This is a genomic window from Nonomuraea sp. B208, assembly GCF_057536035.1.
Genome location: NZ_BAAJOU010000001.1, coordinates 48,424 through 73,179, shown reverse-complemented (window position 1 = coordinate 73,179; position 24,756 = coordinate 48,424). Strand labels below are relative to the sequence as shown.

Sequence of the window (24,756 nt, the reverse complement as noted above, 5' to 3'; positions counted from 1 at the left end):
CTCCGCTACAACGGATGCCGCTGGAGAGGGAGGTGGAGCGGATGACGGTGGGGTTCGCCGGGCTGGGCCTCATGGGGCAGCCCATGGCGGTCAATCTGGCCAGGGCCGGCACGCCGCTCGCGGTGTGGAACCGGACCCCGTCCCGCGCCGAGGCCCCGCGGGCGGCCGGGGCGCGGGTGGCGGCGGACCCGGACGAGCTGTTCCTGCTGGCGCGGGTGGTGCTGCTCATGCTGGCCGACGAGGCCGCCGTGGACGCCGTGCTGGGCCGCGGCACCCCGAGCTTCGCGTCGCGCGTGTCCGGCCGGATCGTGGTGCACATGGGGACGACCGCGCCCGCGTACTCCGCGGCGCTGGCCGGCGACGTGCTCGCGGCCGGCGGCCGGTACGTGGAGGCCCCGGTGTCGGGCTCGCGCGGCCCCGCCGAGGCCGGCCGGCTCGTGGCGATGCTGGCGGGCGAGGCGGGCGCCGTGGAGGAGGTACGGCCGCTGCTGGCCCCGATGTGCTCCGGGACGGTCCCGTGCGGGCCGGTCCCCGGGGCGCTGCTGATGAAGCTGGCGGTGAACCTGTTCCTCATCACGATGGTGAGCGGACTGGCCGAGTCGGCACACTTCGCCGCCCGGCACGGGCTGGACATGGAGACGTTCGCGCGGGTGCTCGGCGCCGGGCCGATGGCCAGCGACGTCTCGCGGGTCAAGGCCCGCAAACTGGTCGAGGGCGACTTCGCCGCCCAGGCGGCCATCGCGGACGTGCTGAAGAACAACCGGCTCATCGCCGAGGCGGCGCGGGAGCGCGGCGTGGCCGCGCCGCTGCTGGACGTCTGCCACGCGCTGTTCGCCGAGACGCTGCGGCTGGGGCACGGCGGGCTCGACATGGTGGCCGTGATCCGCGCGATCGAGGCCAGGACGGAGAGAGGACGGACAGCGTGATCATCGTCACCGGCGGCTCACGGGGGATCGGCGGCAGCATCGTGGAGCGGCTGAGCGCGGACGGCGCGAGCGTGCTGTTCACGCACTCCGGCTCCGACGAGGAGGCGCGGGAACTGGAACGGCGGCTCGGGCCACGGGTCCGCGGCCTGCGCCACGACGTCAGGGACGACCCCGGGCCGCTGTTCGCCGCGGCCGAGGCGATGGGCGAGGCGATGGGCGAGGCGACGGGCGAGGTGACCGGGCTGGTGAACAACGCGGGCGTCACCGGACGGCTCGGCCCGTTCGCCGAGCTGACGGACGACGACCTGCGGCGCGTGGTCGAGGTCAACCTGGTCGCGCCGCTGCGCCTGTGCAGGGAGGCGGCCCGGCGGTGGCGGGGACGGCCGCCCGGCGGGAGGGCCATCGTCACGATCTCGTCGGTCGCGGCCCGCACCGGATCGCCCGGCGAGTACGTCGCCTACGCCGCCACCAAGGCCGCCGTGGAGACCATGACGATCGGCCTGGCCAAGGAGCTCGCCCCGGAGGTGCGGGTCAACGCCGTGTCGCCGGGCACCATCGACACCTCGATCCACGCGCGGGCGGGCGAGCCCGGACGGGCATGGCGGGTGGCCGAACGGGTCCCGCTGGGGCGTCCCGGGCGGCCGGAGGAGATCGCGGCGGCGGTGGCGTGGCTGCTGTCGGACGAGGCGTCGTACGTGACCGGGGCCGTCATGAACGTCGCCGGCGGCCTGTAGCACAGCTAGGGGCGCAGGGCGGCCAGCCAGCGGCCCGGAGTGAGGCCGTAGGCGCGCTTGAACATGCGCGTCATGTGGGCCTGGTCCGCGAAGCCCGCCTCCAGGGCCGCCTCGCCCAGCGGCGTGCCGTGCCGCAGCGCCCGCCGTACGACGTCGAGCCGGCGCATCGTGCGGAACCGGGTCGGGCTGGTGCCGAAGGCGGCGCGGAACTGGCGGGCCAGCGTCCACCGGTCGAGCCCCGACACCCGTTCCAGCTCCGCCACCGTCAGCCGCGCGGCCGGGTCGGCCGCGATCAGCTCGCGCACCCGCGCCAGCGCCGCCACCGCCAGCGGCCCGGGACCGTCCTGCACGGGGCCGCCGGCGTGCCTGCGCAGCGCGTCGGCCACCAGCACCGCGACCTCCAGCCGGGCGAACGCGCCCAGCGGCTCGTCCATCCGGCGCAGGCAGGCCAGCAGCGACGGGTCCATCCCTGACGACGCGACGATCGGGTCGGCCACGAACGGCAGCGGCCCGCCGCCCAGCGCCTCCCGCACCAGGAACGGATCCACGTAGAGGATGCGGTAGCCGAACCCCTCGTCGGTGCCGGCCGCGCCGTCGTGCGGCTCGTCGGGATGCAGGACGTGCCACTCGCCCGGCAGGCAGTGCCGCCGCTCGCCCCGGTAGCGGAAGGTCTGCACGCCGGACAGCGTCACGCCGAGGGCGTAGGTGTCGTGGCGGTGGGTGGCGAACGCCGCGCCGACGAGTCTCGCCTCCAGCCGTTCGATGCCCTCGGCGCCGTGGCCGAAGCGCAGCCGCTGCCCGGGGACCGGCTGCAGATGCTCGCTCAGGTCGTCCATCCCGGACGGGACTCTAGCACCGGGCGCGCGGGGTAGGGGGAGCGAGGAGAGACAGGAGGCGACGTGGGCAGAGCCGTGTACGTCGGCGCCGCCGTCGAGGTGGCGGCGCCGCCCGGGCAGGTGTTCGCGCTGCTCACCGACTGGGCCAGGCAGCGGGAGTGGATGTTCCTGACCAGCACCCGCCAGGTGGCCCCTGACGCCGTCGAGGCCTACACCGGGGTGGGGCCGGTCGGGTTCATGGACACGATGACGATCACCCGGTGGGAGCCGCCCGAGCTGGTGGTGATGGAGCACACCGGGCGGCCGGTGCGTGGCCGGGGCGCGTTCCGGGTGCGGCCGCTCGGGAGCGGCAGCCGGGTGATCTGGTCGGAGGAGCTGCTGGCGCCGTTCGGGGCGCTGGGGCGGGCCGGATGGCCGCTGGTGCGGCCGGCGGCCAAGGCGGTGTTCCGCCACAGCCTGCGCAAGCTCGCCGCCCTGGCGGCGGCCGAGCGGCGGAGGTGACCTCGGGGCTTCAGGCGTCCACGGAGACCTTCGCCGCGCCGATGCGCCCCATGCGTTCGGTGCCCCAGGCGCCGAGGGGGGCGAGCGCCGCGTTGAGCGAGACGCCGTGCTCGGTCAGGGAGTACTCGACCTTCGGCGGCACCTCGCGGTAGACCTCGCGGTGCACCAGGCCGTCCTCCTCCATCTCGCGCAGATGCTGGACCAGCATCTTCTCGCTGACGCCCGGCAGGCCGCGGCGCAGCTCGGCGAACCGGCGGGTGCCGTGGTGGTGCAGCTCCCAGAGGATGAGGGACTTCCACTTGCCGGCGACCACGTCCATGGCCGCGTCGATGCCGCAGAAGTAGGGACCCCGTCGTGCCGATGACGCCATCCGCTCTCTCCCAGCCGTACTTACTTTCTGGTGAGTACCTGACTAAATAGTCCGTACTGGTCAACCCTACCGGTAGTGGACAGGATGGGGCCATGACGAACCACGACATTCAAGTGAGCGTTCTCGGCCTGGGAGAGATGGGCGGCGCGCTCGCGGCCGCCCTGGTGGCGGCCGGGCATCCGGTGACGGTGTGGAACCGGTCGCCGGGCAAGGCGGACCGCCTGGTCGCGCAGGGCGCGCGGGCCGCCGCCACGGCCGGTGACGCGGTGCGGGCCGGCCAGCTGGTGATCGTCTGCCTGCTGGGCGACGCCTCGGTCCGCGAGGTGCTCGAACCGCTCGCGGGCGAGCTGGCCGGCCGGACCCTGGTCAACGTCACCACCACGACACCGGCCCAGTCACGGGAGATGGCGGTCTGGACGGAGCGTGCCGGGGTCGCGTACCTCGACGGCGGCATCATGGCCGTGCCGCAGATGATCGGCCGGCCGGGGTCGTCGGTCCTCTACAGCGGGTCGGCGGACGCCTTCCACGAGCACAAGCACCTGCTCGACCTGTGGGGGAGCAGCACCTACTTCGGCGCGGACGCCGGCCTCGCCTCCCTGTACGACCTCGCGCTCCTCTCCGGCATGTACGTCATGTTCGCCGGGTTCATGCACGGCGCCGCCATGGTCGCCCCGGCCGGCGTGACGGCGAGGGAGTTCGCCGCCATGGCCGCCCCGTGGCTGACCGCCATGACCGGCGGCTTCGAAGGATTCGCCGCAGTGATCGACGGCGGCGACTACACCGTGCCGGGGCAGCAGAGCCTGGAGTTCTCCGACCTCAGCCATCTCGTGGCCGCCAGCGCCGAGCAGGGCATCAGCACCGAGGTCGTCGACATGGTCCAGCAGCTCGTGCAGCGCCAGGTCGACGCCGGTCACGGGAAGGAGGGCTTCGCCAGGATCATCGAGAGCATCAGGCGACCGGCCTGACGGCCCGCCGCGCCGCGCCGTGCCGGGCCACGGCGGCGGCGAACGCGGAGATCACCGGATGCGGCCGGCCGTCCCGCTCGGCCAGCTCCGGCTGGAACAGCGTGGCCAGGAAGAACGGATGGCCGGGCAGCTCGGCGACGCGGGCGGCCCCGTCGTCAGTGCCGTCGTCGGCGGCGTGGCCGGAGAAGACCAGCCCGCCCGCGGTCAGGGCGTCCCGGTAGGACTCGTTGAGCCCGTACGAGCAGACGTAGGACTCCAGCGTCTCCGGCGCGGCCACGATCCGGGCGATGAGGGTGCCGGGCGTGAGCCGGACCAGGCTCTCGTGACCGGCCAGCGAGCAGGCCAGCGGCGTGAGCAGGAAGTCGCGGCCGGCCGGGTCGTTCTCGGCGTGCGCCACGTCCAGGCCGCACACGTGGCGGGCGTACTCGAGGAGCATGTGCTGGAAGCCCGCGCAGGTGCCGAGGAACGGCAGGCCGCCCTCCCTGGCCACGCGCACGGCCTCGACCGCGCCCGCCTCGTCCCGGTACGGGCTGCCGGGCAGCAGCCACACGCCGTCAAAGCCGTCCAGCCCGGCGGCGACGTCCGTGGTGGGGATCCAGTAGGGGTCGAGGGCGATGCCGTCGTGCTCGCGCAGCGCCTCCATGACCCAGGGGACGCGGGTGTGCGAGCGGACGCTGGGGGAGCGGTCCCCGACGAGGGCGATTCTCATGCCACCATCGTGACGGCCGCTACCGGTGAAGCGCCAACGATGATTCCTGCACCTGCTATAAGGGGTGCTGATGGACCCTCATCTGCTGACGACGTTCGTGACCGTGGCCCGGCGCGGCTCCTTCTCGGCCGCCGCCGCCGAGCTGGGCTACACGCAGTCGGCGATCTCCCAGCAGATCGCCGCGCTGGAGGCCGACCTCGGCCTGCCGCTGCTGAGCCGGCGTCCCGTGGAGCCGACCCCGGCCGGCAGGCGCCTGCTGGAGCACGCCGAGCCGCTGCTGCTGCGGCTGCGCGCGGCCCGCGCCGACGTGCTGCGGACCGCCGCCGCGCCCCGCGACCGGATCGCCCTGGCCGTCACCCCGCTCGGCTTCACCGCCGCCCTCGCCGAGCGGCTGGCGCGGGCCCGCGCCGCGCGGCCCCGGCTGGAGGTGACCGTGGTGACGTGCGGGCGCGAGCGGGTCGCCGCGCTGGTGGCCGAGGGGGAGGCGGACCTCGGGCTGGTCGACGGCCTCGCCGCGCCCAGCGACCCGCTGCGGCCGCCCGACGCCGGGCCGATGACGACCGCGGGCGTCGGCGAGGAGGACGTGGTCGTGGCCCTGCCCGCCGGCCATCCCCTGGCCGGGCGGGCGGCGCTGCGGCTGGCCGACCTGGCGGACGCGCGCTGGCTGCGGACGCCGCTCTGCCCGCTGTCCCGGCTGCGCGCCCTCGTCGGCGACGGCTTCCCCGTGGCGCTGGAGCATCGGGGCGACGACGTGCGCACGCTGATCGCCCTCGTGGCCGCCGGGCACGGCCTGACCCTGCTGCCCGCCACCGTCCTGGGCGGTGCGGTGGCGGGCGCGGTGGGGGGCGCGGTGGGGGTGCCGGTGTCCGCGCCGCGCCTCGTCCACCGCGTCGAGCTCCTGCACGGCACGCTGCCGCCGGGCCCGGCCGCCGACCTGGCCCGTGCGCTCACCGGCTGAGGCGGCTGTCAGGCGGTTCGCGGGGGCTGACAGCGTTCTGTGCGGGAAACGGCAGGGCCGCCCCCCACGATGGGCCCCATGTACGCCTTCGAAGCCGAGGGCCTGGTCAAACGCTTCGGCGAGACCACCGCCCTGAACGGCATCTCCTTGTCCGCCCCGCCCGGCACCGTCCTCGGGGTCCTCGGCCCCAACGGCGCCGGCAAGACCACCGCCGTACGCGTCCTCGCCACGCTCCTGCGTCCCGACGCGGGCCGCGCGGCCGTCGCCGGCGTGGACGTCGTGCGCCACCCCGCCCGCGTCCGCCGCCTCATCGGCCTGACCGGCCAGTACGCCTCCGTCGACGAGGACCTGACCGGCACGGAGAACCTCGTCCTCATCGGCCGCCTGCTCGACCTGCGCTCCGGCGAGGCCAAGGCCCGCGCCGCCCGCCTGCTGGCGGACTTCGGCCTGGCCGAGGCCGCCGACCGGCGCGCCGCGACCTACTCGGGGGGCATGCGGCGCCGCCTCGACCTGGCCGCGAGCCTCGTCGGCCGGCCGGAAGTGATCTTCCTGGACGAGCCGACCACGGGTCTCGACCCGGCCAAGCGCGAGGACGTGTGGGCGATCGTCCGCCGCCTCGTCGCCGACGGCGTCACCGTCCTGCTCACCACCCAGTACCTGGAGGAGGCCGACGCCCTGGCCGACGCCATCTCGGTCGTCGACCACGGCCGGGTGATCGCGCACGGCACCGCCGCCGAGCTCAAGCGCGTCGTCGGCGGCCAGACCGTGCTGGTGCGCCCCGCCGACCCGGCCCGCCTGGCCGAGGCGGCGGCCATCGCCGCGGCGGTCGCCGGCCGTCCCGCCGAGCCGGCCGGCCGCGACGTGACGACCGTGCCGGTGGACGACGCCGCCGCGTTCACCGAGATCGTCCGCCGCCTGGACGCGGCCGGACTCGCCGTCACCGAGCTGTCGCTCCGCCTCCCCAGCCTGGACGAGGTCTTCTTCACCCTCACCGGCCACCGCACCGGACAGGAGAGCGCCGCATGACCACCACCGGGACCGCGGCCCCCTCACGGGCCGCCGCCCACGGCGAGGAGGGGCGGCGCCCGTTCCGGCTCGCCCGGCACAGCCTCGCCCTGGCCGGGCGGAGCGTCCGCAAGACCCTGCGCACCCCCGAGCAGCTGATCGACGTCACCCTGCAGCCGGTCGTGTTCGTCGTCGTCTACGTGTTCCTGCTCGGCGGCGCGGTCGCCGGCTCGACCGGCGAGTACCTGCAGTTCCTCCTCCCGGCGATCATGGTGCAGACCGTGCTGTTCGGCGGGATGGCGACCGGCGTCAACCTCAACACCGACATCAAGAAGGGGGTCTTCGACCGGTTCCGCAGCCTGCCGATCGGCCGCTCGGCGCCGCTCGTCGGCTCGGTGCTGGGCGACCTGATCCGGTACGTGCTCGCGGAGGCGGTGCTGCTCGGCTTCGGCTACGCGCTGGGCTTCCGGGCGCACACCGGGATCGTGCCCGTGCTGGCGGCGTGCCTGCTCGCGGTGTTCCTGGCGTTCTGCGTGAGCTGGGCGTTCGTGCTGGTCGGGATGCTGATGCGGGAGCCTGGCGGGGTGCAGGGGACGGCGTTCATCGTGCTGTTCCCGCTGACGTTCGGCACCAGCATGGTCACCCCCAAGGAGACGCTGCCGGGGTGGCTGCGGGCCTGGGTCTCGGTCAACCCGGTCAACCACGCCATGGAGGCCGCGCGCGGGCTGATGCTGGGCGGGCCCGTCGCCACCGGCGTGGTGTGGACGCTGGTGTCGGGCGTGGTGATGCTGGCGGTGCTCGCCCCGCTCGCCGTCGCCGCCTACCGCCGCCGCGCCTGACCAGCCGCGCCCGCCGGCCCACCGCGCCTCACGGGCCGGTGCAGCCGCTGTCGCGCGGGTCCGCCGTGGCCGCGCGGACCAGCGACACGGCCTCGGCGGGGGGCAGGGCACGGCCGCGGGCGTGGGCGGCGGCGTAGCGCGCCGCGCCCAGCCGGGCGCGCAGCCGGGACGTCAGGCGGGCCACGTCGGGAAGCGCCGCGTCGGGCGCGCCCCGGAGCCGTTCGGCCGCGCCGGTCAGCGTCGCCGCCCGCTCCGGCGCGCCCTGCGCCTCCCGCAGCTCGGCGACGGCGACCGCGGCCCGCGCCAGCACCGGCATGTCCCGCACCAGCAGCGTCAGCTCGACCGCCTCGGCCACGCGCCCGGCCGCCTCCTCCAGCGCGCCGCGCGCCACCGCCAGATGGACCTGCCCGATCAGGACCAGCGCCCGCAGCTGCGGCGCGACCGAGGCGGACTCCTCCAGCAGCGCCGCCGCCTGCTCGTACGACCGCCCCGCGGCCCCGAGCTCGCCCTCCATCCGGGCCAGGTCACCCAGCCCCAGGTGGGCGAAGGCGAGATCGTGCTCCGACGGCTCGGCGCCGCCCGGCTCCAGCATCGCGCGGAACTCCGCGCGGGCCCGCTCGACATCGCCCTGCCTGACCCGGATCTGCGCCCGCCAGCCCTGCTGGTGCAGCAGGCCCGCCTCCGGGTCGAGCTCGCGCAGCAGCGTCATGGCCTCCGCCATGGCCGCCAGCGCCGCGTCGAACTCGCCGAACACCGCGTGCGCCTCCGCCAGCGAGGTCAGCGCCATCGACAGGCCCCACCGCTCGCCGGCCACCCGCAGGTGCGCGCACGCCGCCAGCAGGTCCTCCCGCGAGCCGGCCATGTCGCCGTCGTTCTCCTTCAGCGCGGCTCGCGCGACGTACAGCATGCCGCGCGTCCAGGGGTCCGGGTGGGACAGCCGCCGCCCGATCACCTCCATGCCGAAAGCCGAGTCGTCGGTGAACAGCGCCAGCGCCGGCTGCAGCATCGCCAGCACCGGATGCTCCGGCTCCGGCTCCGCCTCCTCGGCCGTACGGCGCAGCTCGCGCAGCGCGGACTCCGCCCGGATGTGCCCGCCGGCCAGCGCGCCGTTGATCAGGCAGACGGCGGAGGCGATGAGGCGGGCCTGGCGGGGGGCGGAGCCGGGCAGGGCGAGCGCGCGTTCGAGCCAGCCGACGGAATCGGCGTTGAAGCCGCGGATCACCCAGAACGTGCCCATCGCCGCCGCCAGCCGCAGCGCCGTGTCGGCGTCGCCGGTGTCGGCCGCGTGGTGCAGCGCGGTCAGGATGTTGTCGTGGTCGGCCAGCAGCCGCGCGATCCAGGCGAGCTGGTCGGGGCCGCGCAGGTGCGGCTCGGCCCGCTCGGCCAGGTCGCGGTAGTGGGCGGCGTGGCGGGCGCGCGCCTCGGCCAGGAGACCGGCGTCGGCCAGCCGTTCCAGCCCGTACTCCCTGATCGTCTCCAGCATGCGGTAGCGGCCGTCGCCTGCGGCCTGCACGAGGGACTTGTCGACCAGGGCGGCGAGCACGTCGAGGCTGCCGCCGGCGCCCTCGGCGGCGGCCAGGTCGAAGCCGCCCGCGAAGACGGCGAGCCGTTCGGCGAGGACCCGTTCGTCGTCGTCGAGCAGGTCCCAGCTCCAGGCGACGACGGCCCGCAGCGTCCGGTGCCGCGGCAGCGCGGTACGGCTGCCGCCGGTCAGCAGCAGGAACCGGTCGCCGAGCCGGTCGGCGAGCTCGCGCGGGGTCAGGGCGCGCAGCCGGGCCGCGGCCAGCTCGATGGCGAGCGGCAGCCCGTCCAGCCGGCGGCAGATCTCGGCGGCGACGCCCGGGTCGAGGACGAGGGCGGGGTCGATGGCCGCGGCGCGGTCGGCGAGCAGCCGCACGGCGGGCTCGGGCGGCAGCGGCGGCACGGGACTGAGAGTCTCACCCAAAATGCCCAGCGGCTCACGGCTGGTGGCCAGCACCCGGAGGCGGGGGCAGCGGCCGAGCAGCTCCTCGGCGAGGCGGGCGGCGGCCTCGACCACGTGCTCGCAGTTGTCCAGCACCAGCAGGACGCGGCCCGGCGACAGCGCCTCGGCCAGGGACTCGACCGTGCCGGTCACGCCGGGATGGCGGCTCGCCTGGTCGCCGAGCACGGACAGCACGGCCCGCGGCACGTCGGCCGGGTCGGTGACGGCGGCCAGCTCCACCAGCCACGTCGCGGTGTGCTCGGCCATCAGGGCGGCGGCTGCCGTGGTCGCCAGCCGGGTCTTGCCCGCGCCGCCGGGTCCGACCAGCGTGACCAGCCGGCCGGCGCGGAGCTGGTCGTGGAGCCGCGCGAGCTCGGCGTCGCGGCCGACGAAGCTGGTCAGCGGGGCGCGCAGGTTCGTCCGCCGGGGGCGGGGCGGCTCGGCCCGCAGCACCTCCAGGTGGGCCTCGCGCAGCTCGGCCCCGGGCCCGGTCCCGAGCTCGGCGGCCAGGGCGCGGCGGCACTCCTCGTACGCGGCCAGGGCCTCGGACCGCCGCCCGGCGGCGTGGAGGGCCCGGACCCGCAGCGCGTGCAGCCGCTCCCGCAGGGGATGGCGAGCGGCCAGCTCCCCCAGCTCACCCACGACGTCGGCTTCGGGGGTGGCGGGCAGGGCCAGGCGCGCCTCCGCGCGGTCCTCGACGGCCGCCAGCCGCGCCTCCTCCAGCCGCGCGGCGTGCCCGGCCGCGAACGGCAGCGCGGCCAGCTCGCCCAGTGCCGGCCCCCGCCACAGCGCCAGCGCCTCGGTCAGCAGCCGCTCACGTACGGCCGGATCGGCCTGTCGGCGGGCCTCGGCGGTGAGCCGGTCGAACGCCTCGGCGTCGGTCCCGGCGTCCAGCCGGTAGCCGCCGGGCACCGACACCAGCGCCCCGGCGCGGGGCAGCGCCCGCCGCAGGCGGGAGACCAGCGACTGCAGCGCGTTGCCAGGGTCGGCGGGCGGGTCGTCCGGCCACAGGCACCCGGCCAGCTCCTCCGCCGTGACGGCCCGCCCGGCCGCCAGCGCCAGCCGGGCGACCAGCAGGCGCAGCCGGGCGCCGCCGACGGCGTCCGACTCGACCTCGATCGGCCCCAGGATCCCCACGCGCACACGACCATGCTGCCACCGCCGCGCGGCCCGGACGCCGGGGGAGCGGTCAGGCGTGCCAGTCGCCGACGCCGCCCGGGACCGGCGCGGCCGGGTCGTACGGCTCCCGCGTGAAGATGAACGTGTTGAGGTCGAGGTGGTCAGGGGAGACGCGCAACGTCTCGCCCGCGTAGTAGCCGTCGAGCCCCAGCCACGTCCCGTCGTCCTGCGGCACGAACCGCGACGCCCGCCCGCCCCCGTTCAGCGGCTCCAGCGCCAGGCCCCGCTCGGGCAGCAGCCGCAGCGCGTACGGCTTCGGCCCCCAGTGCCACAGCCCCGTCAGCGCCAGCAGGGCGGGGTCGGCCGCGACCGGCCGCCACTCGTCGGGCAGGCGCGGCTCGTGCTCGTCGAGGATGTCGAGCAGGTCCGTGAGCAGCCGCCCGCTGAGCCCGGAGGTGGTGTTGGCCATGAACAGCACCCCCACGCCCTCGGCCGGGTCGGCCCACACGGTGGCGAGGAAGCCCGGCATCGAGCCGGAGTGGCCGGACAGGCGCCGCCCGCCGGACCGGGCGAGCTGCAGGCCGAGCCCGAACCCGGAGGTCCAGGCGTCGCCGTCGTCCACGCCGATGGGCTCGCGCATCTCGGCGAGCGTGCCGGGGCACAGCACCCCGCCCGTGTCGCCGCACAGGAACGCCGCCCACCGCGCCAGGTCGTGCGGCGTGGACCAGAGCTGCCCGGCCGGGCCCATGGCGTCGGCGTCGTGCTCCGGCTCGGGCAGCACCACGTCGGCCCACGGGTGCACGGCGTAACCGGTGGCGTGCGGGGCGCGGGGGCGCGGCGTGGTGCCGTCCATGCCGAGCGGCGTCAGCACCTCCTCGCGTACGGCGTCCCACCAGGTGCCGCCGCGCAGCCGCGCGACCAGCTCGCCGAGCAGCGCGAACCCGACGTTCGAGTAGTGGAAGCGGCGGCCGGGCCGGTGCTTGGCCTCACCCGGGCCCAGGCGCTTGAACAGGTCGTCGACAGGGACGCCGGGGGTGCGCTCCCACCAGGCGGTGGGCGGCTCGGCGGTCAGCCCGGAGGTGTGCGAGAGCAACTGGGCGATGGTGAAATGACCGTGCGGCGCGTCAGGCAGGTGGGCGTCCAGACGGTCGTTGAGCTGAAGCGCGCCCTCGTCGCGCAGCCGCATCACCACCACGGCCACCATCGACTTGGTGATCGAGCCGATCCGGTACTGCGTGGCGGCGGTGGGCGGCCCGTCGCCCACCCGGCCGCGCCCGCCGAACCACGCCGTCCGCCCGTCGCGGACGATCGCCGCCGTCAGCGAGGGAACTTTGCATTCGGCCTGCTCGACGGCGAGCCGGCGCAGCAGGGCGCGGGCCGTCGCCTGTCCAACCTGAGTCATGAGCGACAAGGGTAGTCGCTGGAGCGTCGGCTGCGCCGGGTAGCCGATCAGCGGGCCGGGGGCCGGTCGAACGCGTCGAGGATGAGCGCGGTGGCGTCCAGGGTGCGGGCGGTGGCGCCGAGGCGGGGCACCTCGGCGGAGCCCGGCCAGGTGTGCCCGCCGCCGTGGAGGGTGTAGAGGCGCACGGCGGCGCCCTCGGGGCACGATCCCCAGGTCCGCAGCCGTACGCCGGTGGCGGGGCGGGTGGTCGCGCGGCCGGAGCAGCCGAACGCCCGCGCCCAGTCGTCGGCCGCCCGCTCCACCGGCGGGAGGACCACCAGGTCGGCGAGGGCGCGCAGGGCGCCCGTGGCGTCGGGGAACGGATGCCCGCCCCGGTAGGGGACCGCCCGGTCGGCCGTGCCGTGGAAGGCGAGCAGCGTCGTGGGGAGCGGCCGGTCGCACGGCCGGGCGACGCTGAGCCCGCCCACCGCCCCGACGCCCGCCAGACGGCCGTCCAGGGCGCAGATCAGGGCGGCGGACATGGCGGCGCCGTACGACATACCGGCCGCGAACGCCCGCCCCCGGTCCACGCACAGGCCACTCTCCAGCCGGTCGAGCAGGGCGGCGAGGAACCCGGCGTCGTCCGGCCCCGGGGTGCCGGGCAGCGTCCAGCCCATGCGGCCGTCGGCGGCCTGCGGGGTGGCCACGACGTAGCCGCGGCGCGGGCCCTCCACGGCCAGGCGGCTGTAGAAGCTCTCCTGCGCGGCGTCGGAGCCGAGCCCGTGCAGGTCCAGCAGGACGGGATGCGGGCCCTTGCCCTTGGGGACGGCCAGCAGGAAGGTCCGGCGCAGGCCGTCGTGCGTCATCGTGTGGCGGCCCGCCTTGAGTCGCGGCGCGGCCGAGCACCCGCTCGCCCGTCCCCGGGCCTGCGTGGGCTGAACGGAAGGGCTCTGATCGGGCTGCGGGCTCGCCGGGCTCCGCTGGGCCTGCCGCGCGGGGGCGGGCTGGGGCGCGGCGGAGCAGCCCGCGACCGGCGACGCGGCCAGCAGCGCCGCCAGCGCCAACGCGATCGCACCCCTGGCCATGACACCCCCCGTTCAGCCGTCGCCCGCCCGCCGTGCCGGGACCGGTACCCAGTCTCGTCGACCGGTCCGGGCCGCGCTCAGTCCGGGGCCTTGACGGTGGCGATGCCGAGCGTGCTGGTCATCGGCAGCAGGCCCGCCTCGAAGACCGGGCCCAGCAGCGGCGCGCCGAGCCGGGCGAGCCGGTCGGCGCGCTCCTGCCCGAGCAGCCGCCACGGCCCGGCGGCCAGCTCGTCGGTCATCCGCTCGACCTGGTCGCGCAGCGCGCGCCCGCGTTCGGTGGCCTGGCCGCCGGCGTCCACCAGGCCGCGGGCGGCCAGCCGCTCGCGGGCCGCGTCCCACTCCCCGGCGCTCCAGCCGCGCCCGGCGAACGTCTCCACCGGCGCGGCCCCGATCGCCGCGAACGACACCAGCGCCTCGCATCCGTCCAGCTCCGCCGCCAGCAACGCGGCCAGGTGACCGTCGCCGCGGTGCTCGCGCAGCACGGTCGCCGCCTGCCACAGCACCAGGTGCGGCTCGTCGGCCCACGGCAGGTCCAGGTTCGCGGCGGTGAACGCCCGGCCCTCCACGCCCGCGCCCTCGGCCGCCCGCCGGGCCAGCTCGGCGGCCTCCCGCAGCTCCGGCCCGGCGAGCAGGTCGCCGAGCAGGCTCCGGTACGTGCGGTCCACCGCCGTCAGCCGCGCCTCCAGCACCCGCTCCGGTGCGGCGACCGACCACACGGCGGGCACGTGCTCGGCCACCGTCGCCGGGCTGAAGCTGTAGCAGGCCGCCGTGGCCAGCCGCGTGCCGGCCTGGCCGAGCGGGGCGGTGCGGTAGGCGAAGTAGCTCGGCCAGCGCGACTCGACGTCGTAGCCGAGGGCGGCGGCCTCCTCGAACGCCTCGGGGGAGAAGTACAGCACGGCGTGCAGGGGTTCGAGCTGATGCCACATGCGGCGGGCCAGCCGGGCCATCTCGTCCATGCCAATTCCTCACTGTCTAGATAAGCTATGCCAGTGACGATAGACGCGTGGCGCATCACTGGTCAATCCCAAATAGACAGTTATGTCGGGCGATGGGCGGAGCTGGCCGTCCTGCTGGTGAACGAGCTGGCCGTGACCCGCGTACGCGGCCGCGACGTCGAGCCCCCGTCCGACCCCGGGCCGGCCCTGGAGACGGCGCTCGCCCGCGCGGGCTGGAGCCCGTCGCCCGGCGTGGCCGGACCGGTACGACTCGGCGACGAGGACGCCGCCCGCCTGGCCGGGATCGCCGCCGAACTGCGCCCGGTCCTCGGCGGCGCCCCGGACGCGGTGGCCGCGCTCAACGGCGTCCTGATCCGCCACCGCGCGGTCCCCAGCCTGTACGGCGACCCGCCGGTCCTGGCCTTCCACGCCCCGGACGCGACCCTCGCCGACGCCTGGGCCGCGAACGCCGCCACGGCCCTCGCCATGGTCATCGGCGTCGGTCAGGGCGTCCGGCTGCGCAGCTGCGAGGCCGAGGGCTGCGAGCTGGTCTTCTTCGACGTCACCAGGAACGCCTCCCGCCGCTTCTGCGGCCTGTCCTGCCAGAACCGCGCCAAGGCCACCGCCTACCGCGCCCGCCGCCGCGGCGCCTAGTGCCGGTTTTGTGCCATTTGCCCCACTCTTTGCCCCTGTCCTGGCACGGTGAAGTATGGCCACATCGGGGGAGGACAAGTGGCTGAGCGCGCTGCGTGACCACGCCGCCCGGCTCGCGTTCCCGGACTGGACGCCGCAGCCCGGGGACTGGGCCCACCTCTACACCGGCTTCGACGACGACGGCGTCCCCTACACCGAGGTGGCCGTCTACCGCACCGACCGGGACGGCGGCCATGAACGCATCCGCCACACCCGCTACAGAGGCGGCGAACTGACGGCGTTCTGGTCCAGGCTGGTCAACGAGATCACCGAATAGACCGAGACGAACGGCGCGTCCTGTTACAGGTGGGTTCTGGGGGTTTTGATGGGTCCTTTGAGTTTGGAGGGATAAAAGAGAACATCCGCATGGGTACGTCTGCTTGCGTCTGAGCGCACGCCGAAGTGCGAGTGCCGGATTTTCGGTAGACATCACCATGAACGGAAACGAGAGCACGTGAATATGAAGACTCGGCAAACGTGGGCGCCGCGCCGCGGGCGCTTCGCGGCACTGGCTCTGACCGGTGCGGCCGCCAGCATCATGATCCTGCCCGTGGGCCTCGGTGTGGCCTGCGCGAGCACCATCGTCCCCACCGTCGAGGCCGGGGGCGCCCCGCCGAAGCCGGTGAAGCACGTGACGCAGACGAGATACGTCACGAGGGAGAAGCCGGTGCTGCGCAGCCCGCGCATGCGTCTCCCGCGGGTCGACGTCATCGTCGACAACATCAACGACAACATCAACCTGCACCGCCGGCACCGGCGCCAGGACATCAGGCGTGACTTCAAGCACGACTTCAAGCACGACTTCAAGCACGACGACTACAAGAAGGTCGACCCGTACAAGTCGGTCGAGCAGGTCAAGCCCGAGTACGACGAGTACGACGAGTACAACAAGTACGACGGCAACCTGTACGACAACGTCCAGTCCGACAACACCCTGTCCGGCAGCGGCCAGTACGGCACCAGCCAGACCGGCAGCGGCCAGACCGCCGGTCAGGACAAGTACTGGTGGCCCGGCAGCAAGCAGTGGAAGAACTGGAACTGATCGCCACCGGACGTGATCCGGCCGCCCCGGCGTGAGTAATCACGCCGGGCGGCCGGACCACAACCGTCAGCAGGACGGTCAGCGGACGTAGATGTCCGGGCGGGGCGGCGTGGGCATGCGGTCGCCGAGGAAGAAGCTCGTGTGCGGCGGCTGGTTGTAGGCGGTGTTCTGCCAGGCGACCGAGACCCGGTAGAGGGGGTCGTGCATGAGCGTGTAGAGGCGGCGGTCGGTCGGGATCGTGGTGGAGTAGATCCGCAGGGCCCGGTTGTCGGAGGTGGGCCAGACGACCTCCTCACGCCAGTCGCCGAACAGGTCGGCCGACAGCGACGGCGTGGCCTTGGTGCCGTTGTTGGAGTGGACGCCCGAGGCGGTCAGGAGGCGGGTGTCGCCGTCCGTGCCGTACTTGTCGATGCGCGTCTGGTCGAGCAGCTCGCGCACCGGGTCGCCGTCCCACCAGACGAGGAAGTTGATCGAGGACGGCTTGCGGCCTGCGGTGTTGCCGGTGACGCTGCGCAGGTTCCCGTCCGCGGCGGACCAGAACTCCGAGGCGACCCGCACGGTCGAGATGTCCCCGGCCACGCCCCGCCCGTTGTCGGAGCCGGACGCCGTCTGCCACAGGACCTGGCCGCCCCGCGGGTCGATGTAGAGCGAGCCGGGCTGGCTGGTGCCCTCGCTGACCTTGAAGTACTCCAGGCCGGCGCGGGCCGGGTCGAAGTCGCCGAGGTGCTGGGCGTCGCCGTGGCCGGTGCGGGTGGACCACATGCCGGTGCCGTTGTCGTTGACGGCCATGGCGCCGTAGACGATCTCGTCGCGGCCGTCGGCGTCCACGTCGCCGACGGACAGGCTGTGACTGCCCTGGCCGGCGTACTGCGAGCCGGCCGAGTTGCTGTCGAACGTCCACCGCTTGGTGAGCGTGCCGTTGCGGAAGTCCCAGGCGGCGATGACGCTGCGGGTGTAGTAGCCGCGCGCCATGATCAGGCTCGGCCGCTCGCCGTCCAGGTACGCCGTCCCGGCCAGGAACCGGTCCACCCGGTTGCCGTAGCTGTCGCCCCAGGAGGAGACGGTGCCGCGCGGCGGGTCGTAGTTCACCGTGGACATGGCGGCCCCGGTCAGGCCGTTGAACATGGTCAGGTACTCGGGGCCGGACAGCACGTAGCCGCTGGAGTTGCGGTGGTCGGCGCCGGAGTTGCCGATGACGGCGCCGGTGCCGTCCCTGGTGCCGTCGGCGGTCTTCATGGCGACCTCGGCCCGGCCGTCGCCGTCGTAGTCGTAGACCTGGAACTGCGTGTAGTGCGCGCCGGCGCGGATGTTGCGGCCGAGGTCGACGCGCCACAGGCGGGTGCCGTTGAGCCGGTAGGCGTCCACGAAGACGTTGCCGGTGTAGCCGGACTGGGAGTTGTCCTTGGCGTTGGACGGGTCCCACTTCAGGATGATCTCGTACTGGCCGTCGCCGTCCACGTCGCCCACGCTCGCGTCGTTGGCGCTGTAGGTGTAGGAGACGCCGTCGGGGGTGGTGCCGCCGGACGGGGGCTGGATGGGCACGTCGAGGTACGCGCCGCCGGTGAAGCGCAGCGAGGCGGGGGAGGCGGCCTGCTCGGCCCCGCCGACCACGGCCCGGACCGTGTAGGAGGCGTCGGCGGCTGCGCCGTCGTCGAGGTAGTTGGTGGAGGCGGTCAGGCCGGAGACGATCCTGGTGGAGCCGCGGTAGAGGTTGAAGGAGACGCCGTCGGGGTCGGTGCCGAGCAGCCGCCAGGAGACGAGGTTGCCGGAGCCGGAGCGTACGCTGATCAGCCCGCGGTCCAGGTCCTCCATCTGCTTGGTCGGCGGGGCGGCCTGGGCGGGGCCACCGGTCGTCACGGCGGCGCCGGTCGCCGCCGTGGCCAGTGCCGTCGCCAGGGCGAGGGCGGCCTTTCGTAACCGCATCACGGGGTCCTCTCGTTGGGTAAGCGCTTTCCCGAAAGGGAAAAACGTTTCACGGGGCGCGGGGCGGGGTCTCGGCGTATTAAAGCCGCGACCCCGCCCGGGCGGCAAGCGATCGTGAAACTTTCGGACTTGCCCTGACGCCGGTGTCAAGGTTCTAGCCTGCGACGGTGAAATTCGGAATCAGCTACAACGCCGCCCATTTCGGCACCGACCCGGAACAGCTCGTGGCGTTCGCCCGGCAGGCCGAGGAGTGCGGGTTCGAGTCCCTGTACGTGCCGGAGCACGTGGTCCTGTACCCGGGCGCCCGGGTCGGGCCCTTCGAGCTGCCGCCGGCGCTGCCGTACCTGGACCCGCTCGACTGCCTGGCCTTCGTCGCGGGGGCGACCCGGCGCATCCTGCTCGGCACCGCCGTGCTGCTGATCCCGTACCACCATCCGGTGCCGCTCGCCAAGCGGCTGGCCACCGTGGACGTGCTGTCCGGCGGGCGCATGAGGCTGCTCACCGTCGGGGTCGGCGCGCTGCCCGGCGAGGCGCGGGCGGTCGGGGTGGACTTCGCCACCCGGGGCCGGCGCGCCGACGAGGCCATCGACGTGCTGCGGCTGCTGTGGGCGGGGGGCGAGGAGGGCGCCGGTCACCAGGGGGAGTTCTACGCCTTCGACGACCTGTGCAGCTTCCCCAAGCCGCTGGGCGGCGCGGGCCTGCCGGTGCACGTCGGCGGGTCCAGCCGGGCCGCCGCGCGCCGGGCCGGGCTGCGCGGCGACGGCTGGTTCCCCGGCGGGCGGCTCGACGCGCGGGAACGGGCCGGGCAGTGGGACCTGGTGAGGGCCACGGCCGCCGAGGCGGGACGGGACCCCGGTGCGCTGGAGTACACCCGCTGGGGAGCACTCGACATGACGGAGGACGACGTCGAGACGCTGGCCGCGCAGGGGGTGACGCGGCTCGTCGTCAGCCCGGCCTCGCCCGACCCCGAGGAGCGGCGGGAGGAGCTGGCGGCGTTCGCCGGGCGGTTCGGCCTGACTCCCTGATCTACTTTGTAAAGGCCACACTCCGGTCGTTGTGACCTTGAGCACTGTTCGGAACGCCGGAAGTCGCCGACAGTGAGGACATGGGCCTGCTGAAGGTGGATTTCGACGAGAGCTGCCTGGTACGCACCCGCCGCGCGGTCCTGGCCTGCGCCCGCGCCCAGGGGGTGACGGGGGAGCGGCTGGGCGACTTCCTGTCGGCGGTCAACGAGTGCCTGGTCAACGCGGTCGAGCACGGCGGCGGGCGGGGCCGGCTGCGCCTGTGGCGCGAGGACGGCCCAGGGGGCGGCAGGCTGGTCTGCGAGGTCGCCGACGACGGGGACGGCATCCCGGTCGAGGTGCTGAAACGCGAGTCGCTGCCGGCCGCGTCCGCCCCGGGCGGGCGCGGCATCTGGCTGATGCGCCGCCTGGCCGACGAGGTGGTCTTCCTCACCGGGCCCGGTGGCACCACCGTCCGCATCGCGCTGGAGGTGGCGGGTTCCTGACCGGCGCGCCGGGGTACACGTACGCTCTCCGTCGATCCCCGTTCGAGCGAAAGGCGTCGGTGCGCGGATGTTCGCAAGGCTGGTCGAGCTGGGCGGTTTCGGGGTGGAGGCGGCGATCACGCTGACCCGCAACGGGCTGCTGGGGCCGGTGCCGCCCGCCGCGCTGGCCCGCGTGGTGGAGGCGTACCGGCATTTCGGCGTCACCCCGGCGGCCGGGGTGGCGATCGCGGCGGCCCGCTGGCCGGACCGCACGGCCGTGGTGGACGAGGCGGGCTCGCTGACGTTCGGCGAGCTGGACGCGCGGGCCGCCGGGCTGGCCGCCGAGCTGCGGCGGCGGCACGAGGTGGGGCCGGGGCGCACGGTCGCCGTCATGTGGCCCAACGACCGGGGCTTCCCGCTGGCGATCGCGGCGGTGTCGCGGCTGGGCGCGGATCTGCTGCTGCTCAACACCGGGCTCGCCGGGCCGCGCCTGCGCGAGGTGCTGACGCGGGAGGGCGTGGACGTGCTGATCGCCGCGCCGGACCTGCCGGCGGTGGAGTTCGACGGGCCGCGCGTGGGCGACCTCGACGCGCTCGCCGCCGCGGGCCTGGCGGACGGCTCCGCCGCCGAGCCGCCGCGCCGGCCGGGGCGGCTGGTGCTGCTGACGTCGGGCACGACGGGCACGCCCAAGGGCGCTCCGCGCCGGCTGTCGCTGGCCGAGCTGACCGAGCCGTTCGTGTCGATGCTGACCACGGTGCCGCTGCGCGGCGGCGAGCCGATGCTCATCGCGCCGCCGCTGTTCCACGGCCTGGGCCTGCTCTGGTACGGCGCGGCTCTGGTGCTCGGCTGCCCGGTCGTGCTGCTGCGCGGGTTCGACGCCGGCGCCGTGCTGGACGCGCTGGCCGTCGAGCGGGCCGCGGCGCTGGTGGCCGTGCCGGTCATGCTGCGGCGGCTGCTGGCCCTCCCGCCGCGCCGCCTGCCGGACCTGCGGGTGGTGGTCTCGGGCGGCTCGGCGCTCCCTCCCGGCCTGGCCGCCGGGTTCATGGACGCCTACGGCGAGGTCCTCTACAACCTGTACGGCTCCACGGAGGCCGGCTGGGCGGCGCTGGCCACGCCCGCCGAGCTGCGCGCCGCGCCCGGCACCGTGGGCCGGCCGCCGCGCGGCGCGACCGTCCACGTGGCGGGCCCGGACGGCGCCGAGCAGCCGCCCGGCGAGGTGGGCCGGGTGCTGGTGTCCGGCGGACTGACCTTCACCGGCGCGGCCGACGGCCTGCTGCCCACCGGCGACCTCGGCCACCGGGGCCCGGACGGGCTGCTGTTCATCGACGGCCGCGACGACGACATGATCGTCTCCGGCGGCGAGAACGTGTTCCCGCAGGAGGTCGAGGACCTGCTGGCCGGGCGGCCGGGCGTGACCGACGTGGCGGTGCTGGGGGTGCCGGACGAGGAGTACGGGCAGCGGCTGGCCGCGTACGTGGTGCCCGACCGGGACGCGCCGCCGTCGGCCGACGACCTGCGCAAGGCGGTGAAGGCCGAGCTGGCCGCGTACAAGGTGCCGCGCGAGGTCGTTTTCGTGGAGTCGCTGCCGCGCAACCAGACGGGCAAGGTCGACCGGTTCAGGCTCCTGGAGCAGGTCGGCGGCTGAGCGGCCGCCGGGCGGATCACCGGCGGCGAACTGTCGGAGGCTCCCGCTAACGTCCCCGACCATGATCAGCCGTCATGGATCGGAGGTTCCCGCGTGAGCGCCTGGGACGACCTGCTGAAGCTCGCACAGGCCGGCGACGTGCATGGCACGATGCGCCGCGTCGGCGAGCTGACCCCGGCCGAGCGCCGGTCGGTGGCCGAGGAGCCGGCCAGGCGCCTCGCCCACCGGCGCGCGGCCGGGATCTCCCCGTGGGAACACCGCCAGGAGCTGTCACCGCTGCTGCTGACGGGCGCCGGCACGATCGGCGGGGCGTCGGCGGTGGCGTCGTGGCTGCTGCGGCGCGACTTCCGCGACCTGAGTGAGCGGAACGTCCCGCGCGTGCTGGAGGTGCTGCGCGCCCGGCCGGACGACTGGCGCGCCGACCTGGCCGTGCGCCTGGCCCGGCGGTTGCGGCTCGCGGACGGATGGCCGTGGCGGGTGGCGGCCGAGCTCGTCCGCGAGACGGGCGTCGAGCCGCCGCAGGAGGCCGACGCCTTCAAGACCGGCTGGCTGCGCACGCTGGAGGCGGACCGGGCGGCGGGCGATCCGCTGCTCGCCGCGTACGGGCCGGGTCTGTTCGAGATCGACGGGCTCGCCACGCTGCCGCTGTGGGAGGTGGCCGACAACGTCGTCCGCCTGGTCGAGGCCGGGCTGCTGGAGCGGACGGTCGTGCTCGACGGGCTGGTCCGGCGGCTGCTGCGCGACGGCCCTGCCGCGCTGTCGCCGCTGGCGGGCCTGCACGACCGGCTCGGCCCCGATCTCGACGAGACCGCCGGGCACGCCGAGGACTACGTGGCGCTGCTGCCCGCCGGGCCGGTCGCGGTGGCGGACCTGGCGCTGGCGCAGCTCCGGCGGCTGGAGGAGGCCGGGCGGCTGAGCGAGGAGTCGTTCACCGAGGCGCTGGAGGCGCTGGTGTTCCGGCCGGAGAAGAAGCTGCTGCGGGGCGCGATCGCGTGGGCGGGCGACGCGGTGCCGCGCGACGGCGGCCGGACGGGCACGGTGCTGCGGGCGATGGCGGTGCTGTTCGCCCAGGACACCCTGGCCCTGCAGGAGCGGGCCGTGCGGCTCGCGGTGCGGCTGGCCCCGCACGCGGGCCCCGAGGAGCGGGAGGCGGTCCGCGCCGCCGCCGCGGGCCTGCCCGCCGAGCTGCGGGAGAAGGTCGCCGCCGGATACGGAGGCGCCATCGAGGCCGACGAGCTGGAGGCGGTGCCGCTGGCGGCGGCGGTGGACGGGCGGCGGCTGCCGGCGCCGTACGGGTCGCCGGAGGAGCTGGCGCGCGGCCTCGACAGCTTCCTCTCCGACGAGGATCCGCACACGTTCGAGGTGCTGCTGGCCGGGCTCGCCACCTGGTCGGAACGCGACCCGGAGGGGCTGCGTGCGGCGCTGCGTCCCTGGACCGAGCCGCTCGACGCGAGCTTCTTCGGGCACTGGCCGGACGGGCTCGACGAGCACGTCGGCTACGGGCTGCGGCGGGCGTTCCTGGCCTTCGCCGCGCCGGAGGTGAGCAGGTCGCTGCCCTCGCGGCCCAGGCGGTGGTCGATGTCCCTGGCCGTGCTCGACGAGCCCCCGGTGCGCCGGTGCGCGGAGCTGGCCGGCCGCTACGCCGACGGCGGCCGCTACCCGGTCGTCCTGGCGACTCCGACGGCGGTCACCGGCCACGTCGCGCCCGGCGTGCTGCTCGACCGGCTGGAGCGCCTGGAGGCCGAAGGGGTGGAGGCCCTGCCCGCCGACCTGACCCAGGCCCTGCTCCGCCTGCCCCGTGAGATCGCCGCCGCCGACGTCGCCCGCGCGGGGCGGCTGGTGTCGGAGGCGGGGCGGGCGTGCGCCGCCTGGATGCGGGGGGAGCGCCTGGGTGATCCCGAGGTGACGATCACGCGGCGCCCCTGGCATCGGTTGCCGACCACCATCGACGCGGTCGGCGCGCCGGAGCGCGTGCGGCAGCTGCTGGAGACGCGGACCGACTACTCGTGGTCGACGGACTGGTGGCCGCTGGTCATGCCCTCACACCGCGAGGTGGTGGCCGCCCACCTGGCGTCCCCGCTGTGCGCGGGCACCGAGAGCACGGACAGCGACGCGCGCGTGCTGGTGGATCTCGTCCACGGCGACGGGCCGCTCGGCACGGGCATGGCGTACGCGCTGGCCTGCGGTATGGGGCAGGCCCAGGCGGCCGGGCGGGCGGCGGCGGGCGACGCGCTGCTCACGCTGGCCGCGCGTGGCGAGGTCCCGGCCGCCGAGCTGGCCGAGGTGGTCACGAAGCTGGTCAAGAGCGAGTACGTCAAGCTGAACCGGGTGGTCGCGGTGCTCGACGACGCGACGCAGGCGGGCGCGCACGAGGCGGTGTGGGAGGTGGTGCTGCGGCTGCTTCCCGGACTGCTGCCGGAGGAGGGCGAACGGCCGCGCGCCGGGCTGGCGGACCTGCTGGCGACGGGGGCGCGGGCGGCGAGGATCGGGCGGGTGCGCGCGGACCTGCCGGAGGTGGCGGCGGTCGCGGCACGCAAGGGCTCGTCGCGGCTGGTCCAGGAGGCGAGGCGCCTCCATAGGCTGGTCTCGGAATCTACATTGTAAAGGCGTCGGGTTGGGTGACGCCTCCATCAGCACCTGGAAAACCCAGCAGCAACGAGTCAGCCCGTGGCGGCCCTGGCGTAGCGGCGGGCCAGGCGCTCGAAGGCGTTCCTGAGCTCCGGCGGGCCGACGACCTCGATGTCGGCGTCGAACCTGCCGAGCCCGGCGGCCAGGCCGTGCCACGACCAGGAGCCGAGGACGAGCCGGCAGCGGCCGGGCCCGAGCTCCTCGACGATGCCGTCGTGGAGATAGGGGGCCACGTCGGCGGCGGGCAGGTGGAGGATGACCTCGCCCTGGCAGGGCCAGTCCGCGGTGCCGGTCGCGGGGTCGGAGCCGCGGAAGCGGGCGGCGATGAAGGTGGCGACGTCGCCCGCGGGCGGCTCGCGCGGGGTGAAGCGGGGGCCGGTCGGGACCTTCGGGGTGATGCGGTCGGCGCGGAAGGTGCGCCAGTCGTGGCGGTCGAGGTCCCAGGCGAGGAGGTACCAGCGCCCCCGCCAGGTGAGGAGGTGGTGGGGTTCGACGCGCCGCGGCGGGCCGTCGTCCTCGCCGCCGGGGGCGTAGTCGAAGCGCAGGATCTCGCGGGCGTGGACGGCCGCGCTGATGGTCATGAGGAGGGCGCTGTCGGTGCGTGCGCGTGGCCGGGTGGTGGGGGGTTCGACGGCGGTGACGTGGAGGGCGTCGATGCGGTGGCGCAGGCGGGCGGGCATGACCTGCCGGACGGTGGTGAGCGCGCGGGCGGCGCCTTCGGCGATGTCGGCGCCGGTGGCGGTGGCGTGGTGGAGGGCGATGGCGAGGGCCACGGCCTGGTCGTCGTCGAAGAGGAGCGGGGGCAGGTCGGTGCCGGGGGTGAGGCGGTAGCCGCCCTCGGGTCCTTTGGCGGCGGTGATGGGGTAGCCGAGTTCGCGCAGACGGTCGACGTCGCGGCGGACGGTGCGGGGGCTGACGTCGAGGCGTTCGGCGAGCAGCGCTCCCGGCCAGTCGCGGCGGGTCTGGAGCAGGGTGAGCAGGGAGAGCAGGCGCGCGGACGTCTTCGGCATGGG

Annotated in this window: 23 protein-coding genes; 14 read left to right on the top strand and 9 right to left on the bottom strand. The window is 75.3% G+C overall.

The window, feature by feature from the left end; genetic code table 11:
- Positions 1-14: 14 nt before the first annotated feature.
- Both AC27IY_RS00345 and AC27IY_RS00340 read left to right on the top strand, forming a co-directional pair.
- Positions 15-926 (top strand): NAD(P)-dependent oxidoreductase, encoded by a 912-nt coding sequence (locus AC27IY_RS00345; protein WP_487176714.1) that lies wholly within the window; start codon positions 15-17, stop codon positions 924-926.
- Positions 923-1,660 (top strand): SDR family NAD(P)-dependent oxidoreductase, encoded by a 738-nt coding sequence (locus AC27IY_RS00340; RefSeq protein ID WP_487176713.1) that lies wholly within the window; start codon positions 923-925, stop codon positions 1,658-1,660. Before AC27IY_RS00345 ends, AC27IY_RS00340 begins: the two co-directional genes overlap by 4 nt.
- Before the next feature lie 5 nt (positions 1,661-1,665).
- Here AC27IY_RS00340 and AC27IY_RS00335 read toward each other — a convergent pair whose 3' ends face one another.
- Complete coding sequence (locus AC27IY_RS00335; RefSeq protein WP_423448118.1) at positions 1,666-2,496, bottom strand: helix-turn-helix domain-containing protein; 831 nt, start codon at positions 2,494-2,496, stop codon at positions 1,666-1,668.
- A gap of 63 nt (positions 2,497-2,559) precedes the next feature.
- Here AC27IY_RS00335 and AC27IY_RS00330 point away from each other — a divergent pair, with 63 nt between their 5' ends.
- The gene (locus AC27IY_RS00330; protein WP_487176712.1) at positions 2,560-2,997 is read left to right on the top strand and encodes an SRPBCC family protein; all 438 of its coding nucleotides are present in this window, start codon (positions 2,560-2,562) and stop codon (positions 2,995-2,997) included.
- A 10-nt stretch (positions 2,998-3,007) separates the two neighbouring features.
- Here the strand turns inward: AC27IY_RS00330 and AC27IY_RS00325 are convergent, their stop codons facing one another.
- A complete protein-coding gene (locus tag AC27IY_RS00325) occupies positions 3,008-3,367 on the bottom strand; it encodes a winged helix-turn-helix transcriptional regulator (protein ID WP_344216289.1) in 360 nt (119 codons plus the stop codon).
- Positions 3,368-3,459: 92 nt separating this feature from the next.
- Between AC27IY_RS00325 and AC27IY_RS00320 the strand changes: the two genes are divergently transcribed.
- Entirely contained in the window at positions 3,460-4,332 is an 873-nt protein-coding gene (locus AC27IY_RS00320) for an NAD(P)-dependent oxidoreductase (RefSeq protein WP_487176711.1), read from the top strand.
- Here AC27IY_RS00320 and AC27IY_RS00315 read toward each other — a convergent pair.
- Positions 4,316-5,041: a CTP synthase C-terminal region-related (seleno)protein gene (locus tag AC27IY_RS00315; RefSeq protein WP_423448114.1), complete on the bottom strand. Its 726-nt coding sequence runs from the start codon at positions 5,039-5,041 to the stop codon at positions 4,316-4,318. The genes AC27IY_RS00320 and AC27IY_RS00315 overlap by 17 nt on opposite strands.
- 70 nt (positions 5,042-5,111) lie before the next feature.
- On the opposite strand from AC27IY_RS00315, the gene AC27IY_RS00310 reads away from it, so the two are divergent.
- The 3 genes from AC27IY_RS00310 (at position 5,112) to AC27IY_RS00300 (ending at position 7,843) form a co-directional block, all read left to right on the top strand.
- Positions 5,112-5,999 (top strand): LysR family transcriptional regulator, encoded by an 888-nt coding sequence (locus tag AC27IY_RS00310; protein WP_487176710.1) that lies wholly within the window; start codon positions 5,112-5,114, stop codon positions 5,997-5,999.
- A 78-nt stretch (positions 6,000-6,077) separates the two neighbouring features.
- Entirely contained in the window at positions 6,078-7,025 is a 948-nt protein-coding gene (locus AC27IY_RS00305; protein ID WP_344216279.1) for an ATP-binding cassette domain-containing protein, read from the top strand.
- A complete protein-coding gene (locus tag AC27IY_RS00300) occupies positions 7,022-7,843 on the top strand; it encodes an ABC transporter permease (protein WP_364462634.1) in 822 nt (273 codons plus the stop codon). Before AC27IY_RS00305 ends, AC27IY_RS00300 begins: the two co-directional genes overlap by 4 nt.
- Positions 7,844-7,871: 28 nt before the next feature.
- On the opposite strand, the gene AC27IY_RS00295 is transcribed toward AC27IY_RS00300, so the two are convergent.
- The 4 genes from AC27IY_RS00295 to AC27IY_RS00280 all read right to left on the bottom strand — a co-directional run bounded on the left by AC27IY_RS00295 (position 7,872) and on the right by AC27IY_RS00280 (position 14,347).
- Positions 7,872-10,949 carry an AfsR/SARP family transcriptional regulator gene (locus tag AC27IY_RS00295; RefSeq protein ID WP_487176709.1) on the bottom strand — a complete coding sequence of 1,026 codons (3,078 nt, stop codon included), beginning with the start codon at positions 10,947-10,949 and terminating at the stop codon, positions 7,872-7,874.
- Positions 10,950-10,995: 46 nt separating this feature from the next.
- The gene (locus tag AC27IY_RS00290; RefSeq protein WP_423448108.1) at positions 10,996-12,327 is read right to left on the bottom strand and encodes a serine hydrolase domain-containing protein; all 1,332 of its coding nucleotides are present in this window, start codon (positions 12,325-12,327) and stop codon (positions 10,996-10,998) included.
- Between the two features lie 47 nt (positions 12,328-12,374).
- A complete protein-coding gene (locus tag AC27IY_RS00285) occupies positions 12,375-13,391 on the bottom strand; it encodes a CE1 family esterase (protein WP_487176708.1) in 1,017 nt (338 codons plus the stop codon).
- 77 nt (positions 13,392-13,468) lie between these two features.
- The gene (locus AC27IY_RS00280) at positions 13,469-14,347 is read right to left on the bottom strand and encodes an SCO6745 family protein (protein WP_487176707.1); all 879 of its coding nucleotides are present in this window, start codon (positions 14,345-14,347) and stop codon (positions 13,469-13,471) included.
- A gap of 33 nt (positions 14,348-14,380) precedes the next feature.
- On the opposite strand from AC27IY_RS00280, the gene AC27IY_RS00275 reads away from it, so the two are divergent.
- From AC27IY_RS00275 to AC27IY_RS00265, 3 genes are all read left to right on the top strand, one after another.
- Entirely contained in the window at positions 14,381-14,980 is a 600-nt protein-coding gene (locus AC27IY_RS00275) for a CGNR zinc finger domain-containing protein (RefSeq protein WP_487176706.1), read from the top strand.
- 55 nt (positions 14,981-15,035) lie between these two features.
- Complete coding sequence (locus AC27IY_RS00270) at positions 15,036-15,296, top strand: hypothetical protein (protein ID WP_423470936.1); 261 nt, start codon at positions 15,036-15,038, stop codon at positions 15,294-15,296.
- Between the two features lie 183 nt (positions 15,297-15,479).
- A complete protein-coding gene (locus AC27IY_RS00265; protein ID WP_449952833.1) occupies positions 15,480-16,061 on the top strand; it encodes a hypothetical protein in 582 nt (193 codons plus the stop codon).
- Between the two features lie 78 nt (positions 16,062-16,139).
- On the opposite strand, the gene AC27IY_RS00260 is transcribed toward AC27IY_RS00265, so the two are convergent.
- Entirely contained in the window at positions 16,140-17,984 is a 1,845-nt protein-coding gene (locus tag AC27IY_RS00260) for a rhamnogalacturonan lyase (RefSeq protein ID WP_487176705.1), read from the bottom strand.
- A 167-nt stretch (positions 17,985-18,151) separates the two neighbouring features.
- Between AC27IY_RS00260 and AC27IY_RS00255 the strand changes: the two genes are divergently transcribed.
- The 4 genes from AC27IY_RS00255 to AC27IY_RS00240 all read left to right on the top strand — a co-directional run bounded on the left by AC27IY_RS00255 (position 18,152) and on the right by AC27IY_RS00240 (position 23,719).
- Positions 18,152-19,009, top strand: a complete 858-nt coding sequence (locus AC27IY_RS00255) for a TIGR03619 family F420-dependent LLM class oxidoreductase (protein WP_487176704.1) — start codon at positions 18,152-18,154, stop codon at positions 19,007-19,009.
- An 80-nt stretch (positions 19,010-19,089) separates the two neighbouring features.
- Positions 19,090-19,491 carry an ATP-binding protein gene (locus AC27IY_RS00250; RefSeq protein WP_364462661.1) on the top strand — a complete coding sequence of 134 codons (402 nt, stop codon included), beginning with the start codon at positions 19,090-19,092 and terminating at the stop codon, positions 19,489-19,491.
- Between the two features lie 67 nt (positions 19,492-19,558).
- Positions 19,559-21,115: an AMP-binding protein gene (locus AC27IY_RS00245; protein ID WP_487176702.1), complete on the top strand. Its 1,557-nt coding sequence runs from the start codon at positions 19,559-19,561 to the stop codon at positions 21,113-21,115.
- A gap of 93 nt (positions 21,116-21,208) precedes the next feature.
- Entirely contained in the window at positions 21,209-23,719 is a 2,511-nt protein-coding gene (locus AC27IY_RS00240) for a DUF7825 domain-containing protein (protein WP_487176701.1), read from the top strand.
- Between the two features lie 56 nt (positions 23,720-23,775).
- Here AC27IY_RS00240 and AC27IY_RS00235 read toward each other — a convergent pair whose 3' ends face one another.
- On the bottom strand, positions 23,776-24,753 hold the full coding sequence (locus tag AC27IY_RS00235) for a helix-turn-helix transcriptional regulator (RefSeq protein WP_487176700.1): 978 nt from the start codon (positions 24,751-24,753) through the stop codon (positions 23,776-23,778).
- Positions 24,754-24,756 lie beyond the last annotated feature (3 nt).

Coding starts and splice junctions, on each gene's coding strand:
- AC27IY_RS00345 (WP_487176714.1), top strand. CDS start 15: ATGCCGCTGGAGAGGGAGGTGGAGCGGATGACGGTGGGGTTCGCCGGG.
- AC27IY_RS00265 (WP_449952833.1), top strand. CDS start 15,480: ATGAAGACTCGGCAAACGTGGGCGCCGCGCCGCGGGCGCTTCGCGGCA.
- AC27IY_RS00305 (WP_344216279.1), top strand. CDS start 6,078: ATGTACGCCTTCGAAGCCGAGGGCCTGGTCAAACGCTTCGGCGAGACC.
- AC27IY_RS00325 (WP_344216289.1), bottom strand. CDS start 3,367: ATGGCGTCATCGGCACGACGGGGTCCCTACTTCTGCGGCATCGACGCG.
- AC27IY_RS00250 (WP_364462661.1), top strand. CDS start 19,090: ATGGGCCTGCTGAAGGTGGATTTCGACGAGAGCTGCCTGGTACGCACC.
- AC27IY_RS00280 (WP_487176707.1), bottom strand. CDS start 14,347: ATGGACGAGATGGCCCGGCTGGCCCGCCGCATGTGGCATCAGCTCGAA.
- AC27IY_RS00320 (WP_487176711.1), top strand. CDS start 3,460: ATGACGAACCACGACATTCAAGTGAGCGTTCTCGGCCTGGGAGAGATG.
- AC27IY_RS00290 (WP_423448108.1), bottom strand. CDS start 12,327: ATGACTCAGGTTGGACAGGCGACGGCCCGCGCCCTGCTGCGCCGGCTC.
- AC27IY_RS00260 (WP_487176705.1), bottom strand. CDS start 17,984: ATGCGGTTACGAAAGGCCGCCCTCGCCCTGGCGACGGCACTGGCCACG.
- AC27IY_RS00315 (WP_423448114.1), bottom strand. CDS start 5,041: ATGAGAATCGCCCTCGTCGGGGACCGCTCCCCCAGCGTCCGCTCGCAC.
- AC27IY_RS00335 (WP_423448118.1), bottom strand. CDS start 2,496: ATGGACGACCTGAGCGAGCATCTGCAGCCGGTCCCCGGGCAGCGGCTG.
- AC27IY_RS00300 (WP_364462634.1), top strand. CDS start 7,022: ATGACCACCACCGGGACCGCGGCCCCCTCACGGGCCGCCGCCCACGGC.
- AC27IY_RS00310 (WP_487176710.1), top strand. CDS start 5,112: ATGGACCCTCATCTGCTGACGACGTTCGTGACCGTGGCCCGGCGCGGC.
- AC27IY_RS00270 (WP_423470936.1), top strand. CDS start 15,036: ATGGCCACATCGGGGGAGGACAAGTGGCTGAGCGCGCTGCGTGACCAC.
- AC27IY_RS00245 (WP_487176702.1), top strand. CDS start 19,559: ATGTTCGCAAGGCTGGTCGAGCTGGGCGGTTTCGGGGTGGAGGCGGCG.
- AC27IY_RS00235 (WP_487176700.1), bottom strand. CDS start 24,753: ATGCCGAAGACGTCCGCGCGCCTGCTCTCCCTGCTCACCCTGCTCCAG.
- AC27IY_RS00285 (WP_487176708.1), bottom strand. CDS start 13,391: ATGGCCAGGGGTGCGATCGCGTTGGCGCTGGCGGCGCTGCTGGCCGCG.